The sequence below is a fragment of the Acinetobacter sp. YH12105 genome (genome assembly GCF_013419095.1).
Classification (GTDB): Bacteria; Pseudomonadota; Gammaproteobacteria; order Pseudomonadales; family Moraxellaceae; genus Acinetobacter; species Acinetobacter pseudolwoffii.
Genome location: NZ_VPAU01000005.1, coordinates 148263 through 165761 on the forward strand (window position 1 = coordinate 148263; position 17499 = coordinate 165761).

The 17499-nt window shown below is 45.8% G+C and carries 18 protein-coding genes; 12 read left to right on the top strand and 6 right to left on the bottom strand.

What is annotated here, in order from left to right; translation table 11 throughout:
* Nucleotides 1–5 precede the first annotated feature (5 nt).
* From topA to FTU44_RS06210, 7 genes are all read left to right on the top strand, one after another.
* On the top strand, nt 6–2648 hold the full coding sequence (gene topA / locus FTU44_RS06180) for a type I DNA topoisomerase (RefSeq protein ID WP_180049845.1): 2643 nt from the start codon (nt 6–8) through the stop codon (nt 2646–2648).
* 97 nt (nt 2649–2745) lie between these two features.
* Nucleotides 2746–3501 carry a hypothetical protein gene (locus FTU44_RS06185; RefSeq protein WP_005172813.1) on the top strand — a complete coding sequence of 252 codons (756 nt, stop codon included), beginning with the start codon at nt 2746–2748 and terminating at the stop codon, nt 3499–3501.
* Nucleotides 3502–3565: 64 nt separating this feature from the next.
* A complete protein-coding gene (locus FTU44_RS06190; protein WP_180049847.1) occupies nt 3566–4711 on the top strand; it encodes a glycerate kinase in 1146 nt (381 codons plus the stop codon).
* Between the two features lie 294 nt (nt 4712–5005).
* Nucleotides 5006–6994, top strand: a complete 1989-nt coding sequence (locus FTU44_RS06195; protein WP_180049849.1) for an ATP-dependent helicase — start codon at nt 5006–5008, stop codon at nt 6992–6994.
* A gap of 83 nt (nt 6995–7077) precedes the next feature.
* Nucleotides 7078–7329 (top strand): RNA-binding protein, encoded by a 252-nt coding sequence (locus FTU44_RS06200; RefSeq protein WP_005095517.1) that lies wholly within the window; start codon nt 7078–7080, stop codon nt 7327–7329.
* A gap of 204 nt (nt 7330–7533) precedes the next feature.
* On the top strand, nt 7534–8037 hold the full coding sequence (locus FTU44_RS06205) for a DUF6586 family protein (protein ID WP_180049851.1): 504 nt from the start codon (nt 7534–7536) through the stop codon (nt 8035–8037).
* 105 nt (nt 8038–8142) lie between these two features.
* On the top strand, nt 8143–8421 hold the full coding sequence (locus tag FTU44_RS06210) for a hypothetical protein (protein ID WP_004278462.1): 279 nt from the start codon (nt 8143–8145) through the stop codon (nt 8419–8421).
* Nucleotides 8422–8642: 221 nt separating this feature from the next.
* Here FTU44_RS06210 and FTU44_RS06215 read toward each other — a convergent pair whose 3' ends face one another.
* The 4 genes from FTU44_RS06215 to FTU44_RS06230 all read right to left on the bottom strand — a co-directional run bounded on the left by FTU44_RS06215 (nt 8643) and on the right by FTU44_RS06230 (nt 12512).
* Nucleotides 8643–10358: a cation:proton antiporter gene (locus FTU44_RS06215; RefSeq protein WP_180049852.1), complete on the bottom strand. Its 1716-nt coding sequence runs from the start codon at nt 10356–10358 to the stop codon at nt 8643–8645.
* Nucleotides 10359–10493: 135 nt separating this feature from the next.
* Nucleotides 10494–10649, bottom strand: coding sequence for a 50S ribosomal protein L33 (rpmG, locus tag FTU44_RS06220; protein WP_001205031.1), 156 nt, complete (start codon nt 10647–10649; stop codon nt 10494–10496).
* Nucleotides 10650–10661: 12 nt separating this feature from the next.
* Complete coding sequence (gene rpmB, locus FTU44_RS06225) at nt 10662–10898, bottom strand: 50S ribosomal protein L28 (RefSeq protein ID WP_000048256.1); 237 nt, start codon at nt 10896–10898, stop codon at nt 10662–10664.
* A gap of 165 nt (nt 10899–11063) precedes the next feature.
* The gene (locus FTU44_RS06230) at nt 11064–12512 is read right to left on the bottom strand and encodes a coniferyl aldehyde dehydrogenase (protein WP_005172791.1); all 1449 of its coding nucleotides are present in this window, start codon (nt 12510–12512) and stop codon (nt 11064–11066) included.
* 115 nt (nt 12513–12627) lie between these two features.
* Here FTU44_RS06230 and FTU44_RS06235 point away from each other — a divergent pair, with 115 nt between their 5' ends.
* The 5 genes from FTU44_RS06235 to FTU44_RS06255 all read left to right on the top strand — a co-directional run bounded on the left by FTU44_RS06235 (nt 12628) and on the right by FTU44_RS06255 (nt 16286).
* Complete coding sequence (locus tag FTU44_RS06235; protein WP_034608773.1) at nt 12628–13359, top strand: TetR/AcrR family transcriptional regulator; 732 nt, start codon at nt 12628–12630, stop codon at nt 13357–13359.
* 47 nt (nt 13360–13406) lie between these two features.
* On the top strand, nt 13407–14273 hold the full coding sequence (purU, locus tag FTU44_RS06240; RefSeq protein ID WP_005095527.1) for a formyltetrahydrofolate deformylase: 867 nt from the start codon (nt 13407–13409) through the stop codon (nt 14271–14273).
* A 192-nt stretch (nt 14274–14465) separates the two neighbouring features.
* A complete protein-coding gene (locus tag FTU44_RS06245; RefSeq protein WP_180049854.1) occupies nt 14466–15233 on the top strand; it encodes a TonB-dependent receptor in 768 nt (255 codons plus the stop codon).
* Between the two features lie 25 nt (nt 15234–15258).
* Nucleotides 15259–15882: a MotA/TolQ/ExbB proton channel family protein gene (locus FTU44_RS06250; protein WP_005095531.1), complete on the top strand. Its 624-nt coding sequence runs from the start codon at nt 15259–15261 to the stop codon at nt 15880–15882.
* The gene (locus FTU44_RS06255) at nt 15882–16286 is read left to right on the top strand and encodes a biopolymer transporter ExbD (RefSeq protein ID WP_005172785.1); all 405 of its coding nucleotides are present in this window, start codon (nt 15882–15884) and stop codon (nt 16284–16286) included. The genes FTU44_RS06250 and FTU44_RS06255 overlap by 1 nt, the downstream gene beginning before the upstream one ends.
* Nucleotides 16287–16352: 66 nt before the next feature.
* Here the strand turns inward: FTU44_RS06255 and msrA are convergent, their stop codons facing one another.
* Together msrA and FTU44_RS06265 are read right to left on the bottom strand one after the other, a co-directional pair.
* Nucleotides 16353–16877 carry a peptide-methionine (S)-S-oxide reductase MsrA gene (gene msrA, locus FTU44_RS06260; protein WP_074384166.1) on the bottom strand — a complete coding sequence of 175 codons (525 nt, stop codon included), beginning with the start codon at nt 16875–16877 and terminating at the stop codon, nt 16353–16355.
* Between the two features lie 102 nt (nt 16878–16979).
* The gene (locus FTU44_RS06265) at nt 16980–17441 is read right to left on the bottom strand and encodes an META domain-containing protein (protein ID WP_074383989.1); all 462 of its coding nucleotides are present in this window, start codon (nt 17439–17441) and stop codon (nt 16980–16982) included.
* Nucleotides 17442–17499: the final 58 nt, after the last annotated feature.

A 17499-nucleotide genomic window follows, 5' to 3' on the forward strand; every position in this document is an offset into this window, starting at 1 on the left:
TAATTATGGCGAACGCTCCTCGGTCCACATCAAAAAGCAGCACAGCAAAGTCTCCCGACGCTGGAAGTAAGCGTGCCTTAGTGATTGTGGAGTCGCCTGCAAAAGCGAAAACAATCAATAAGTACCTTGGTCCAAACTACATCGTAAAATCATCAGTCGGTCATGTCCGTGACTTGCCAACAGGCGGCTCTGCCAAATCGACAGAGAAAAAGCCGGCGACACGCACCAAACTGACAGATGAACAGAAAGCTGAAAAATCACAGAATGCGTTGATTAACCGCATGGGTGTCGATCCGGAACATGACTGGAAAGCCAAATACGAAGTGCTTCCTGGCAAAGAACATGTGGTTGCCGAACTGAAAAAACTGGCAGCGCAAGTCGATGAAGTCTATCTGGCAACGGATATGGACAGGGAAGGGGAAGCGATTGCCTGGCATTTAAAAGAAGTGATTGGCGGCGATGAGTCACGTTATCAACGTGTGGTCTTCAACGAAATTACCAAAAATGCCATTCAGGAAGCCTTTAAGCATCCTTCACGTCTGGACACCAATAAAGTCAATGCCCAGCAGGCACGCCGTTTCCTGGACCGCGTGGTCGGCTTCATGATTTCACCACTCTTGTGGGAAAAGATTGCCCGTGGCCTGTCAGCCGGTCGTGTACAGTCGGTTGCGGTGAAACTGGTGGTTGAACGCGAACGTGAAATTCGGGCCTTTATTCCTGAAGAATACTGGCAGGTGTTTGCCGATACCAAATCGAAAAAAGATGACATCCGTCTGGAAGCAGTCAAGCAAAATGGCAAGACTTTAAAGCTTCGTAATAAAGACGAAACGGATGCACTGTTAAACCTGATTAAAGATGCGGATTATACCGTTTCTGCCCGTGAAGATAAGCCAACCAAAGTCAATCCAAGCGCGCCCTATATCACGTCAACGTTGCAACAGGCGGCCAGTACCCGTCTCGGTTTTTCTGTGAAGAAAACCATGATGCTGGCACAGCGCCTGTATGAAGCCGGTTTCATTACCTATATGCGTACCGACTCGACCTTCCTGAGTGATGATGCGGTAAGCATGGTCCGTGGCCATATCGAATCAGAATTTGGTGAGAAGTACCTGCCGGCCAAACCCAACCGCTATGGCAATAAAGCCGGCGCGCAAGAAGCGCATGAGGCAATCCGTCCATCTACTGTGAGTCTCAAAGGTGACAGTCTGGTCGGTGTGGAGCGTGATGCACAGCGTCTCTATGACTTGATCTGGCGCCAGTTTGTGGCCTGTCAGATGACACCGGCTGAATACCTGTCTTCAACCATTTTAGTCAATGCCAATGGCGTAGAACTGAAAGCCAAAGGCCGGACGCTGGTCTTTGATGGTTTTACCCGGGTGCGTGGTGCCAACAAAGCGGATGACGATATTCTATTACCGGCAGTGAAAGTCGGTGAAGTGCTGAAACTTCAGAAGCTTGATCCATCTCAACATTTCACCAAGCCACCAGCTCGTTTTACTGAAGCCTCACTGGTCAAAGAACTCGAGAAAAAAGGCATTGGCCGTCCATCGACCTATGCTGCAATTATCTCGACCATTCAGGATCGTGGTTATGTGAAGCTCGATAACCGTCGTCTCTTTGCCGAGAAGATGGGTGAGATCGTCACCGACCGTCTGGATGAAAACTTCAATAACCTGATGAACTACGCCTTTACCGCAGATCTTGAAGGTCAGCTAGATAAGGTGGCAGATGGTGAGCGTAACTGGAAAGAGCTGTTAGACAGCTTCTACGGCGATTTCAAGCAGCGTTTGACTACGGCACAAGGCGAGAACGGTATGCGCCGTAATCAGCCAGTGGAAGTGGACGCGGTACATTGTAAAGAATGTGAGCGTCCAATGCAGATTCGTACCGGAACCACAGGCGTTTTCCTGGGCTGTTCTGGTTATAACCTGCCACCGAAAGAACGTTGCAAGGGAACCTTGAACCTGACCCCAGTCGAGTCTCTGGCTGCACTGTCTGATGATGATGCGGCCGAAACCGCTGACCTGATGTCGAAGAAACGTTGTCCGGTGTGTGAAACGGCAATGGACAGCTATGTGATTGATGGCGGTCGTAAACTGCATGTCTGTGGCAATAACCCGGACTGTGATGGTTATGAACTCGAAGAAGGAGAGTTCAAGATCAAAGGTTATGATGGCCCAACCATTCCATGCGACAAATGTGATGGCGAAATGCAGCTTAAAACGGGTCGTTTTGGGCCATACTTCGCCTGCAACAGTTGTGACAATACCCGTAAAGTATTAAAGAGTGGTCAGCCGGCACCTCCGCGTGTCGATCCGATCAAGATGGAACATTTACGCTCGACCAAGCACGATGACTTCTTTGTGCTGCGTGATGGTGCGGCCGGCCTGTTTCTGGCGGCCAGCAAATTCCCGAAAGTGCGTGAAACACGGGCACCGAAAGTTGCCGAGATTCGCTCTGTGGCTGAACAGCTGGATCCGAAATATCAGTTTATCTTGCAAGCGCCTGATGCAGATCCGGAAGGTAACCCGACTTTGGTGAAATTCAGTCGCAAGAACCAATCGCAATATATTGGCTCTGAAAATGCGGAAGGCAAGCAAACCAAATGGTCTCTGGTTTACCAGAATGGAAAATGGGTTGAAGCCTAAATAAAGTTTAAACTTAAAAAAATGCTGACGAAAGTCGGCATTTTTTATTTATGATGTGTCGATATTTTAAAAAAAATAAATAAGGTTGCTTGGGGATATGTGGAAAAAGATTCGGATTCTGATTTTATTAAGTATTTTATTGATCGTTGCAGTCAATGCCTATCGTGATCAAAATCAGAACTGGTCAAAGCCGGTCATGGTTCTGTTGCATCCGATTAATGCAGATGGATTACCGACCACACAGCAATACATCCAGCAACTGTCAGTTCAGGATCTAGAAACGGCAAGAGACTTTCTACAAAAATCAGCACAGCAATATCGTAATCAACCCACTTATTTTTATTTTAATTTGGGTCGTGAGCTTAAAGTTTTACCGCCTAAAGTCCCTGAGCAGGCCTCAATTTTCGATACTGTTGTATGGAGTTTAAAGTTTCGATTTTATGCCTGGAAACAGCAACAGAGTTCGGACCCTTCTGCCAGTCTGACCCTGTTTTTAAATTATTATGATCCGGCACAAACCCGGCAATTAAAGCATTCAACTGCCTTGCAGAAAGGCCGGATTGGATCAGTGAATTTATTTGCCTCTCAAAAGCAGTCTGAACAAAATAAAATTGTTTTGGTACATGAGTTACTGCATGCCTTTGGTGCCAGTGATAAATATGATCTGGCCACAGGTCAGCCGATTTATCCAATAGGTTATGCATTTCCAGATCAGCAACCTGTGTTCCCACAAGCCAAGGCAGAACTGATGGCAGGACATATCCCGCTGTCCGAAACCACGAGTAAAATGCCGGGATCTCTGGATCAGACCCTGATTAATGAGATCACAGCAATTGAGTTGGGCTGGAAATAAAGACTTGTAGATTCTCTTGGATTTATCCAGAATCTAGACTTTATTGATAGATAAAAATAACCATATGCTGCTTACTTTTGTTCTTGCTCCAGATTCCTTTAAAGAAAGTATGCGTGCTGAACAAGCCTGTCAGGCCATGCAGCGTGGCATTCAAAACGTGTTGCCTGATGCTTTGTGCATTCATGTTCCTATGGCGGATGGAGGGGAAGGCACGGTCGATACACTGATCTCAAGTTCAAAAGGACAGCGCATTCCCTGTGAAGTGACAGGGCCATTGCCTGATCAGCGCATCCAGACGTATTTTGGCGTAATTGATGCAGGAAAAACCGCAATCATTGAAATGGCCAAAGCCAATGGCATAGATCTGCTGGAAGCTGCAAGGCGTAATCCTCTGCTGACCTCAACCTGTGGCACAGGAGAAATGATCAAGTCTGCGCTCGATTTAGAGGCCAGTAAAATCATCATTGGCTTAGGTGGCAGTGTGACGAACGATGCCGGTGCGGGAATGATACAGGCCTTAGGCGCTCGGTTTTTAGATGCCCAAGGATTAGAAATACAGGTTTGCGGTGGAAACCTAGATCAAATCATAGCAATTGATTTATCCGAACTGGATTCACGGCTGGCGGATATTGAAATTATCATTGCATCGGATGTGAATAATCCGCTGTGTGGACCCAATGGTGCTTCAGCGATCTTTGGCCCACAAAAAGGTGCGACACCGGAAATGGTCAAGCAACTGGATCAAAACCTCAGTCATTTTGCCGATCTGGTTGCTCGGCACATTGGACGTGATCATCGTCATGTTGCAGGTGCGGGTGCGGCAGGTGGACTCGGTTTTGGCTTAATGGCATTCACAGCTGCTTCTATTCGATCAGGCGTGGAACTCATCATTCAGCAGACAGATTTAGCCAATAAAATAGCTCAAGCCGATTATGTTCTGACCGGTGAAGGCAAGCTTGATCATCAAACTAAATTAGGCAAAACCCCGTTTGGCGTGGCACAAGTAGCACAAAAATTCAATAAACCGGTGCTTGCATTTGCTGGACTGGTGGGTGATGGGATTGAGTCACTATATGAGTCTGGATTTAGTCAGATTATCGGGATTAATCCACCAGATTTTAGCCTGGAAGAAGCCTTAAAAAATGCGGAAGTGAATCTGGAAAAAGCAGTGTCCAAAACAATTAAAAATATTGAGGAACAGCGTATTTAGTTTTCTTTTACAAGATCGTCATTGCTGCACAAGCTTTACGTAATGGCAGATAATAATGCATAAGCAGATCTTGCTTTGCATGAATGAGAAGCACTGCTTCGCAAGGTAACAAAAATCCTTTGCTGGATTGAGGGTATGTTCCTATATCTCAATCCAGCAGACGGCATCTATGCTGTCGACCCTATAGCAAACAAATCAAGAGATAAAATTTGCTGCTGTTTCAGGGCGGATGAAAAGCCATAATTATAAGAGCGATCTGCTAAACTACAGCCATCCACAAAAAGATGAGTGAAAATGAGTTTAGCCAACCTGATTGATGAATTAAATCCCCAACAAAAGCAAGCAGCGACCACAGAAACAAAACATAGTCTGGTGCTGGCCGGGGCAGGTTGTGGCAAAACCAAGACCATCGTGGCACGTGCAGCTTACCTGATTGAGCAGGGTGTACCCGCCAACCAGATTCAGATTCTGACCTTTACCCGCCGTGCAGCCAGTGAAATTGTAGCGCGGGTGGAATTAGCCTTGGGGGATCAAGCCAAAGGTCTGCGTGCCTCGACTTTTCATACTTTCTGTATGTATCTGTTGCGCCGTATTCCGAAGGCCTTTGGTCTGGAACAGTTCTCGATTATTGATCGTGATGATCAGTTGATGATGTTCCGTCTGATTCGTGGCCGTGATGACAAAAAAAATCCTAATCATTTGCCCAAGCCACAAGAACTCTGCGATTTATATTCCTTTGCACGTAATACCCGGCAGAAGCTCAGTCTGGCGCTGGAAAAGCAGATGCCGGAATATCTGGCCTTAAAAGACCAGATTGCCGAGATCATGAAGGAATATGAAGCATGCAAACAGGCGCGCAGTTTTCTGGATTATGACGATATTCTGGCGGTGGTGGCGACAGCTTTGGCACAATCAGAAGGTTTGGTCGATTATGTGGCGTCAATCTGTCGACATATGCTGGTCGATGAAATGCAGGATACCAATCCATTGCAATGGGCTTTGTTGGAGCCACTGAAAGACCGGATCAGCCTGTTTTGTGTCGGCGATGATGCCCAGTCGATTTATGGTTTCCGTGGCGCAGACTTTGAAAATATTCATCATTTCAAAGAACGGGTACCAGATGCGCAGATTTTTAAACTGGAAAAAAACTACCGCTCGACCCAGGAAATTCTGGATCTGTCCAACTGGCTGCTGGATCAGTCTGAAATCAAATATGACAAACGTCTGGAAGCTTATCGTGGCGAGGGTGTAAAGCCGCGCATGCATATATTTCCGAATGAGTTTGATGAAGCCAAATGGATCGCGATTGATATTAAAGAGCGTCATTATTTACAGGGCAGCAAATGGGGCGAACATATGGTACTGGTGCGTTCCAGTTTTGCTGCGCGGCATATTGAAGCGGCCTGTATCGCGGCCAATGTACCGTATCGATTTATTGGCGGTATGAAGCTGCTGGAAACGGCACATGTCAAAGATTTACTCAGCATGCTGCGTGTGGTCGCCAATCCGCTGGATGATATCGCCTGGATGCGTTTCTTGACCCTGTGGAATGGTGTCGGTGATGTCGGTGCAAGCAAGTTGGCGCAACACATTTTGCTGGAACCTGAAATCGATAAAATCTCCGATAAACTGGAGAAATTTGGCAAGATACCTCTAAATGCGATTCTGATCATGAAGCAGATGAGCGCGCTGAAAGGCGAAGTGCAGGCCTGTGTCAGTCTTGCGATTCAGGCAATTGAAACACAACTGGCAGAGAACTATAAAAAAGACTGGCCACGTCGTCAGGGTGATTTTGAACTGGTGAAACAACTGGCCTCCAAGCATTCACAACTAAGTGAATTTTTAGAGGAATATGTGCTCGATCCAGTGTCGATTTCGGAAATTGAACGCCAGTCCGATCATGATGTGGTGACCCTGATTACCATTCATTCAGCAAAAGGCACCGAACAGAATGTCTGTTATGTGGCCAATGTCACGCCGGGAAATTATCCGCATGCACGCGCCCAAGGCGACTTTGATGATGTTGAAGAAGAACGTCGTGTGCTGTATGTGGCGCTGACCCGAGCCAAAAATGAATTGATTCTAACCAAACAAAATCTGAATCACTGGGCGCGGGAAACGGTCGATGCGCAGGGACGTAAAGTCGCAAGTTATTTCTTGAATGATCTCACCCGGCATTTATGCACCACGGAAACCCATTACAAAACCCGGCAGCAGACCGTGAAAAGTGCCTTAATTGAACGTCAATCGATTAATTTAGATTTTGGCATTGATCTCGATTAAACTATAGCAAAGTTGTTGCATACAAAAAGTAGAGTAGGCGCGTGCTTTTTGATATTTTTTGCCTATCTTCTTAAGGTTATCAGATGAAAATTTTAGTTCGTAATTTAGAACGTACGGTCACAGAAGCCGAGTTGCTGAAGTTGTTCCAGGAATATGGCACAGTGAATACTTGTACTTTGGTGCTCGATGCGGCAACCGGGAAATCAAAAGGTTTTGCCTTTGTAGAAATGCCGCATGCACGTGAAGCCATCAAAGCCATTAAAGGCCTGAATACTTTGCGCTTGCACGGACATGGAATCCGGGTAAAACAAGCAGAAGATAAGCCCGAGGCTTAAACTGGAAAAGGAGCACTTGATATGCTCCTTTTTTATGGCTGAAATTTAACCTTGTTGTGCTCATGGTTGTACTCGTGCAGGCAGTTAGATTTTCTGGATTTCAGTACTGGATGGATTCAGTTTAAACATGTTTTGATTGCGAAATGAAAGCGAACCTTTTACTTTATAAAAGCCAAAATTTGTTTAAAACCTTAGGAAATATCAATGACCCGTGTTGCTCGCTATCATGCGGACCGTACCAATCAAAAACTGTATTTTGCCCGTCTTGCCTGCCAGCAGGCAGAGCAAACCGAGCATGTGCAACAGGCTCAGGCACAACGTGAGGCGACTGTATTTCATTTACATGGTGCTTTATTGGCATTTTTGCAGGAACTGGTGCGTTACTATCGCCTGAATGATGCCAATCCGACGCTGAAATCGATCGAAGAACTAATGGCAGCCAAAGGCCAGATTTCACCCGAAGTAGCCGTATTACAACACTTATCCAAGAGCGGTTTCATTGCTGAACTGAAACGTGCCTATCGTCTGTGCCAGTATGCGCCTGAACCGAGTACACCGGAACCCGAAGACGAAACCTCCTCAAATCTCATCATTAAAGTCACACAGTCTCCACAAGCATGGTTACCTGATCCTGCTATATTAAGAGAATGGCATCGTGACATGACACAACTCATCGATGGTTTTCGCAATGAGATGATTGAATTTTAATCGGATCGACCGTACTTGAAATTAGAATTTTTAACCCTATATTAATTACTCTAATGATGCAAAGTGCACCCGGCTCTTTGCCACCATGTTGAACATGGAGGATATATGTCTATAGAACAGTTGAAAGACTTATTTGGTAATCAAGACGCGATTTTAGAACTCGTTCAACTTGAAGGTGGTGCCTTGGCTTTACGCAATGCAGGTTCGCATAAACAGCCTTTGGTCATGATTCAGTTTAATGACGAGGTGAAGGCTCTACTCGGAGAGCAGACGCCTGTGATTGCGCAACAGATGATTCAGGCGGCCCTGTATGGCTTGCTGGAACAGCAGGTCAATGAATGGCAGGCAGAAGTGGTAGATGAAGAGCCGAAGTATATGAGTTAAGATTACAATGTATTCAAAAGCACACTATCGGTGTGCTTTTTGATTTTAAAGGGTTGGGGGTGAGTTAGATTTTAGGTACGAGCTCAAGGTTAATTTCAAGAAATGAAAACCTCGTTTCTTTGATTTAAATCCTGATGATTTGAAGTCAGCTTATTACAAAAAATCTTGTGATTATGCATAAAAAGTTGCCACATTGGGCAACTTTTTTTATGCAAAGAAATTTAATGAGAAGGGGTATGCTGATGCGCAATCTCGATCTGGTTTAAAATATGATTACTCATATTTTTCGCCATTTCTTCTTTGGCATAATACACCGCGCCGATATTATCACGACGGATCGCTTCAGCTTCTTCCTTGCTTTCGGCACAGACCAATACCTGAATTTTCGGATTCAAGGTCTTGGCAATATCTACAATTCTATGAATATCGATGATATCCATAGGGGAAATGACCAGTAAGCGCGCATGTTGAATATGTGCCTGGATCAAAACACCAGCTTCAGTCGCAGCGCCTGAAACCGCGGCAATGCCTTTTTCACGCAGATTTTCGACAATATCGCGGTTTTCTTCTGCAATAACCACCTTGATATTTTCTTCCATTAATGAGCGGGTAATACGACGCCCCACTTCACCATGACCAATCAGCACCACCTGATCACGCAAGTAATCCTGTGAAACTTCATCGGGTAACATCGCCAAGGGATCACCACTGCGTTCCAGTAAACGTGCCAGGGTCGAGCGTTCCCGAATCCATTTTTGTACCGGTTCAATCGCGGAGAAGATAAAGGAGTTGAGAGTGATCGAGACCAATGCGCCCGCCAGAATCAGGTTTTGACCTTCTAGTGAAAGCAGATTCAGTGACACCCCAAGTGCTGCCAAAATAAATGAAAATTCACCAATCTGTGCCAGCGAAGCGCCAACAGTCAACGCGGTATTGATTGGATAGCGGAAGAACAATACCAGTGCCATTGCCGCCAGAGTTTTACCAATCAGAATAATGCCGACGACTGTCAGCACATGGAGTGGCTGTTCCAGTAAAATACGCGGATCAAACAGCATGCCGACAGAAACAAAGAATAAGATTGAGAAGATTTCACGCAGCGGCAAGGTTTCTTGTTCCGCGCGATGACTGAAATCTGACTCTTTCACCACCATCCCGGCAAAGAAAGCCCCCAGCGCCATAGATACCCCAAAAACCTTATAGGCCCCAAAGGCAATCGAGATGGCCGCAGCGACCACAGTCAGGGTAAACAGCTCACGAGAACCCAGACGTGCCACGACTTGGATGATCATCGGCACCAGACGTTTACCAATAATCAGCATAAAGGCAATAAAGCCTGCGACTTTCAGCAGGGTAATGCCTAAAGTGGCCCAGATATTTTCATCGCTCGCACCTTCAAGTGCTTGTCCGCCTAGAAGTAAGGCAGTGGCCGGCAATAATACCAAGGCCAAGACCATGACCAGATCTTCGACCAAAAGCCAACCGACGGCAATCCGGCCATTAATTGAATCGAGCAGACCACGATCACCGAGTGCTTTGAGTAGAACCACCGTACTGGCACAGGATAGGCTTAAACCGAATACGAGCGCAGAGCCAAAGCTCCAGCCCCATAACATCGAGACTCCCACTCCGAGCAGAGTGGCGACTGCAATTTGCAAAATTGCACCGGGCAATGCAATCCGCCGCACCTGCATCAGATCACTTAGCGAGAAATGCATCCCGACCCCGAACATCAGGAACATGACACCTAATTCTGCCAGCTGGTTGGCCAGATGAATATCGCCGACCACACCGGGTGTATTGGGACTAATCAGAATGCCGGCCACCAGATAGCCGATAAGTGGAGGGAGGCGCAGACGTGCAGCGATATAGCCAAAAACTAGGGCTAAGCCAAAACCAACAGCCAATAATATAATGAGTTCTACGTCATGTGGCACTAAATACTCCTTTAGTTAGGTTTGCTGGGAAATAAGCACAAAAAGTGCCAAAACATGTAGAAAGTTTATCAAGTGGGGTAAAAAAAATGCAAAAAAAAACGACCTGAAAGGGTCGTTTTTTTTAAAAAGCCAAAATTATTTGATTTTAGCTTCTTTGAAGATTACGTGTTGACGGATTTTTGGATCAAATTTTTTGATTTCCATTTTTTCCGGCATAGTACGTTTGTTCTTAGTCGTGGTATAGAAATAACCTGTACCAGCTGAAGAAACTAAGCGAATTTTATCACGCATGGTTCAGACTCCTTAGATCTTTTGACCTTGAGCACGTAGGTCAGCAACAACCTTTTCAATGCCCAATTTGTCGATAATACGCATACCTTTAGTGGTTAAACGAAGACGTACAAAACGTTTTTCGCTTTCTAACCAGAAACGGTGGTGGTGCAGGTTCGGCTCGAACCGGCGTTTAGTTTTGTTGTTGGCGTGTGAGACGTTGTTACCAACGACTGGACGCTTGCCGGTAACTTGGCAAACCTTAGACATGGTGTAACTCCATTGATTTAGCCAACAGCAAATCTGTATGGCCAGTCAAAAATAAACGGATTGAAATCATTCAAGGGGCGTTTTATATCAAAAATGCGCTTAAAAGACAAGCGATTTTCGTCAAAACGCAGCACGAGCTATATCGATAGCTCATGCCTTGATCATTTAACGGAGAAGTGTCTTCGAAATCAGCTTGTGAATCGGTTTATTGAACGGCGGCAGAATGTATTTCAAGCTATACAGCTTGGGATTCGACATTACCGAGCGTTCATGCGACAAACTGAAGAAGCCTTCTGGACCGTGATATTTCCCCATACCTGATGCACCGACACCCCCAAATGGTAGATCGTCTTGTGCAACATGGGTTAATACCGTATTTTGCCCGAAATGCCCTGAATGGGTACGCTGTGCGACATAATCGGCACGCGCTTGATCAAAGTCGAAGTAGTATAAAGCAAGTGGGCGTGGACGGCTATTAATAAAGTCGATAACTTCATCAATTTGATCATATTCCATGATTGGCAGCAGTGGACCAAAGATTTCATGCTGCATGATCTGCATGCTTGGTGTGACATTGGTCACAATGGTGGGGGCAATTTTACGCAGATCAGCGGAATTTTCATGGCGCGGATTGATTTCAATAACATGAGCACCCTGTTCACGTGCATCATCCAGATAGCCTTGCAGACGGTTGTACTGTTTGTCATTCACAATCGAGGTGTAATCCTGATTATGGGTGATATCCGGATACATACTTTCTACGCAGGCTTTAAAATGATCAATAAATTCTGCCGTCTTGCCACGAGGCAGGAACATATAGTCCGGTGCGACACAGGTTTGACCGGCATTCCAGAGTTTGCCCACCGCAATCCGCTGTGCGACATCACGCAGATCAATTGATGGATGTACCAGGACTGGAGACTTGCCCCCGAGTTCCAGAATCACCGGAACCAGATTTTCTGCTGCGGCTGCCATCACGGTTTTACCCACAGCAGTCGAGCCGGTAAAAATCATTTTGTCGAAGGCTAGACGACAGAAGGCATCTGAGATCACACCGCCACCATTAACCACTGCGACCAGTTCTTTCGGAAAGGCTTCTGCCAAGGCTTTTTCAAGCACTTCACCAAACGCAGCCGATGCGCTAGAAATCTTGATCATGGCGTGGTTGCCGGCAGCCAATGCACAAATGAGTGGGCCAATGGACAGCAACAATGGATAGTTCCACGGTGCAATAATCCCAATCACGCCCAAAGGCTGATATTGCACCCAAGCTTTGGCCGGTTGATGAATAATGCCGACATGGCGCTTGGAGGGTTTCATCCATCGGGTCAAGTTTTTGCTATAATATTTGATATGTTCCAGACAGGTGAGCAGTTCACCAATTTTGGTTTCCCCAATCGAGCGGTTACCATAATCTTGATTAATTGCCTCTGCAAATTGATCTTGATACTTAACTAAGATACGCTTAAGTCGAGCTAAACGATCGATGCGTTCCTTTGCCGTCGGCAAAGGATAGTTTAAGTAAGCATGTTTTTGTTGTGCCAAAAGCTCATTTAAGTATTGGCCATCAAAAAAATGTGGTGTCATTGATATTGTTTTTGTGTGACTGTTCATGCCGCACTACCATTATTCAAAAATCGATTAATTAATTTTTAGAGCAAATACTCTAATTAGTCAAGTGACTTTGTGTGTTAGCCTGCTAATGCACGAACTGAATGGTTATTTTAGGATGTCCCAAACCAAAACCTTAAAAACTAAAGAGCGTATCTTGCAGCTCAGTTTGCAGCTGTTCAATGAACGTGGCGAACGCTCTGTGACCACCAATCATATTGCGGCTGAACTCGGGATGAGCCCTGGTAACCTGTATTATCATTTCCGTAATAAGAATGAAATTATTAAAGAACTGATGGAGGAGTACCAGCAGCAAACTCTGGAAATGCTGGCGCTGCCGGATGATCGTGCTCTGGATGCCAATGACAAGATTCATTATTTTCAGGTACTGAGCAGTCAGCTGTGGGCTTATCGTTTCCTGCATCGCGATGTCTATCATCTGGTCGAAAATAACGAAGATTTCCGCAAGATGTATCCACGCTTTGCCGGCGAGGTGATGCAGCAAGGTCAGAAAATCTATAAGGCTTTTGTGAATGCTGGCTTGATGGACATGACCGATTCAGAAATTGAAGCACTGATCATTAACCTGTGGATTGTACTGACCAACTGGACCAACTTCCTATATATGTCAGGTCATCTGACCGATTCCAATACGCTGGAAGAAAAATGGGTCTGGCAGGCACTCCGTCAAATGGTGTTCCTGGAAGGGGCCTATTTACGCGGTGAAAGCCGTCAAACTTATGAAGGTTTGCTAAATAGCCTAGGTTCTTCGGAACTTTTTGCCAGCCTGTCATCTGCAAAAAACACAGAAGTCGAGTCGCCTATTCAGAATATCTCGGAAACGCGCTAGAATACTCGGCTTATTTTAAATTTAACTGATTAGTGACTTAAACCAACATGAATATGACGACTGCTAACACCGCACGTTTATTGATTACTTGTGAAGACAAGCCGGGCATCGTGCAGGCTGTTTCGAGCTTCTTGTATCATCAAGGTGCCAATATTACTGCGCTTGACCAATATGCGACAGCAGCGCAGGGCGGCCGTTACTTCATGCGCGTTGAATTTGAACTGGATCATCTGCAAAGCCGTAAAGAAAGCATTACCCAGACTTTTGCGGTAAATGTCGCAGAGCGTTATGGCATGCAATGGCGTCTGGCTCTGGTCAGCGATGTGAAGAAAGTCGGTATTTTGGTGTCTAAGGTCGATCATGCCTTGCTTGAGCTGTTATGGCGTCATGCCCGTGGTGGTTTGCCATGTGAAATTACCAAGGTGGTATCGAATCACGAGACTTTACGCGAAGCGGTTGAAAACTTTGGGATTCCATTTGAAGTGGTGCCGGTGACCAAAGACAACAAGCCTGAAGCCTATGCAGAAATTGACCAGTTAATGCAGGGCAATGACCTGTTGGTATTGGCGCGCTATATGCAGATTCTAGATGAAGAATTTGTAAGCAAGTGGGAAATGAAAGTGATCAATATTCACCATTCATTCCTGCCCGCATTTGTCGGTGCAAATCCGTATAAACAGGCGCATGAAAAAGGTGTCAAGCTGATCGGTGCGACTGCACACTATGTCACTGCCGATCTGGATCAGGGCCCGATCATCGAGCAGGACGTAGAACGTGTCAATCATGACTTTACCGTTGAACAGTTGCGTGAACTCGGTCAGGACGTAGAACGTAATGTACTGGCACGTGCAGTGAAATGGCATCTGGAAGACCGTATTATTGTCGATGGCAATAAAACTGTGGTGTTCCAATAAAACTTGCATCCCTATTTAAAAAGGCATACTTTTAGTGTGCCTTTTTTGTTTTGATGCAAAAAAAGTCAGTGAAAGGCATGATTAGTAGTTGCAAATGAAAACACTTCTCATTTATTATTGGCGTACTTTAATTGTGCTAACCGATGAGCTTGATTGTTTGTTTCACATCATCTCCTCAAGGTAATAGATTTAATGAGTCAAGTTGCTGCTCCCATGACACCTACACCGCCCAACAAGATGAAAAAGAAAGTCATCTCGATTCTGGCGGCCGTGTTCGTCGGACATGTGGGCCTATTGTGGGCAGTGAGCCAGATGGACGCACCGGAGCTCAAGCCTGTAGAGAAAGAGCCGCTTAAAGTGCGCTTTGTAAAATTGCAGGAAGCACCCAAACCTTTACCGCCAAAGCCGAAGGTCGAGCCACAAAAAGAGCCACCTAAGCCTAAAGAAGTCAAAATTGTCGATAAACCGCTGCCACCACCACCGAAAAAAGTAGAAAAAATCGAGCAGGTGAAAAAGGCTGAAGCGCCAAAAGTAGTCAAAGCACCACCCGTTGAAGCAAAACCAACCCCAAGTCCGGTCGTGCCGACAGTGGTCACTGAAACTAAAGTTAAACCGGCACCTGCTCCAGTCGCGCCACCTGCGCCTGTGGCACCGCCAGCACCTGCTGCGCCGCCATCCCCGAAAAGTGTATCGATTGGTGGGGGCGTATCCTGGCAGCGTTCACCAAAAGTCTCGCTCTCTGCAGGTGAATTAAAATCAGCCTGTTCACTAGTAGTAGACGTTTCAGCGAATGAGCAGGGTAAAGTGGTTTCTGCAACTGCACGGAATTCAAGTTGTAGCCCGGCAGTAACGCGCAAAGTAGAAGCCGCGGTACGTCGTGCACAACTCACCAAATATGTTGAAAATGGTGTGGCTTATCCAACCCGTGTGGAACAGCCTTTCGATTTTCAGGTTAAATAACGGCTCACCCATTAGGAGTTCGAATATGAACTTTTCAGTTTATTGGCAACACGCTGATGCAGTCAGTAAAACACTGTATTTCGTGTTATTGGCAATGTCGATTGCGACATGGACCATTTTTGTGCTGCGTTTGATGGGCACTCGCCAGCTTAAACAAGTTGCTTATACCCAGCTGTCTCAAGCATTGGAGCAACTGAAAACCAAATTGGCTCCTTTGGGCTTTGAACAGCGTAAGGCAGTGGCAGAACAGGCATTGTTACGTCAGATTTCAGCCGAAAAAGCCAATGCTGAAAAAGGGGTATCCGTCCTCGGTACGATTGCTTCGATTTCACCATTTGTCGGTTTGTTTGGTACCGTGTGGGGTATTTTCCATGCGCTGGTTGCAGTGGGTAAAAGCGGTCAGGCTGGTCTGGCACAAGTGGCAACCCCAGTCGGTGAAGCCTTGATCATGACGGGTCTAGGCTTAGCCGTCGCGATTCCTGCGGTACTGGCTTATAACATCTGTGTGCGTTTCAATCGTGGTTTGGCGCATGAGTTACAAGATCAGGCACATGGCTTGTTGATTGACACCATGTTGCAACAGGAATCTGCTGCAAAAAAGTCTGATGAAAAAGTAACACAACAGAGTTTAGTGGGAGGTCAAGCTTAATGGCTTTTCAACTGGGTGAAGACAACGATGTAGGTATGAATGAGATGAACCTCATTCCCCTCATCGACATTATGTTGGTATTGATGATCATCTTCTTGGTGACAGCGACCGTTGCGAACCCATCAATTCCATTAACCTTGCCACAAACCACTGCGGAGATTATTGATCTGCCGCCTGAAAATGTCACAATCAGCATCAATGCGGAAGGTGAGATTGCCTGGAATGGCAATGTCCTGACCCTAGACGAATTGCAGACCCGTTTTAATGAAGCAGGTCAGACCGAACGTCAGCCGACGATTGTGCTGAAAGCAGATAAAGAATCCCGTTATGACACGGTAGCTCAAGTCATGTCGCGTGCGAGTGGAGCCGGACTCAGCGATATTGCCTTTGCAACCGATAACTAAGATTCAGCTAACAAAAAAAAGCGACTGATTTCAGTCGCTTTTTTTATCCCCATTTTTTTATGCAAATTAATGGGTTTTTAACAAAGTCATAAATTTACTGCGTAATTTATTCAGTTTTGGCGGAATGGCAAAATTGCAGTAACCTTGGTTTGGATTTTTCGCAAAGAAATTTTGGTGATATTCCTCAGCAGGATAGAAGGTCGGCATCGGGCTGAGTTCAGTCACAATAGTCAGGCCTTCATTTTTTAAAGCATCCATGGCTGCTTCTGCCTGAGTTTTTTGTTCAGCATTCAGATAATAAATCACGGAACGATATTGGGTGCCGACGTCATTGCCCTGACGGTTCAAAGTGGTTGGATCATGCGTCGCAAAAAACACCTCAAGGAGCTGGGCATAGCTGATCTGGTTTTCGTCGAAATCAACCAGAATAACTTCAGCATGGCCGGTTTCACCGCCGCATACGGCCTCATAATTTGGCTCAGTGGTATGACCGCCGGCATAGCCACTCAGGACTTGCTGAACGCCCTGAATTTGTAAAAATACCGCTTCGGTACACCAAAAGCATCCACCACCAAAAAGTGCTTGTTGCATGGCTGATTCCTCATTCGATTGAACTGGGCTGATGGTTAAATCCTGGCCCATCAGTATGAAAGATAAAAAAGCCCGCCAATACAGGCTTTTTGTAGGGAAGTCTTAACGTGGCTGAACTGCACTTTCCAGCTGAATTAACACATTACCATGACGATCCAATAGTTTTAGGGTTTTACCAAATACCTGATAATGCGTCACCTTGGCTAAAGCTTCATTAAATTTTTGATCAAGCTGATCATTATGCATACAGGCCATGCGTGTTGTTGCCATCTGGCTTAAATTCAAAGTATCTTTGCCCGCCGTATAGCTGCCCATGATCCGGTTACAACCATCTGAACCGGAAACACGCTGGGTGCTGGCATCAAATTGCAGACTTGGAAGATGAGGTGCAGTAGCTGCGGTCTTGATTTCAGTATTGCCAATCTGTGTGGCAATCCAGGTGCGATTTTGCAAAAGTTGTAAATGATTCGTGGTTTGTGTGGTGGCGGTATTCGGCACGGTTTCGCAGCCCATCACAGCCAATACCGAACCCAATAGGGCGATTGCAGTTAATTTTTTTAGCATGAAAGATACTCTGATTATTGACTAGCTATTTGTATATAAACAAAAAAATGACTCAGGT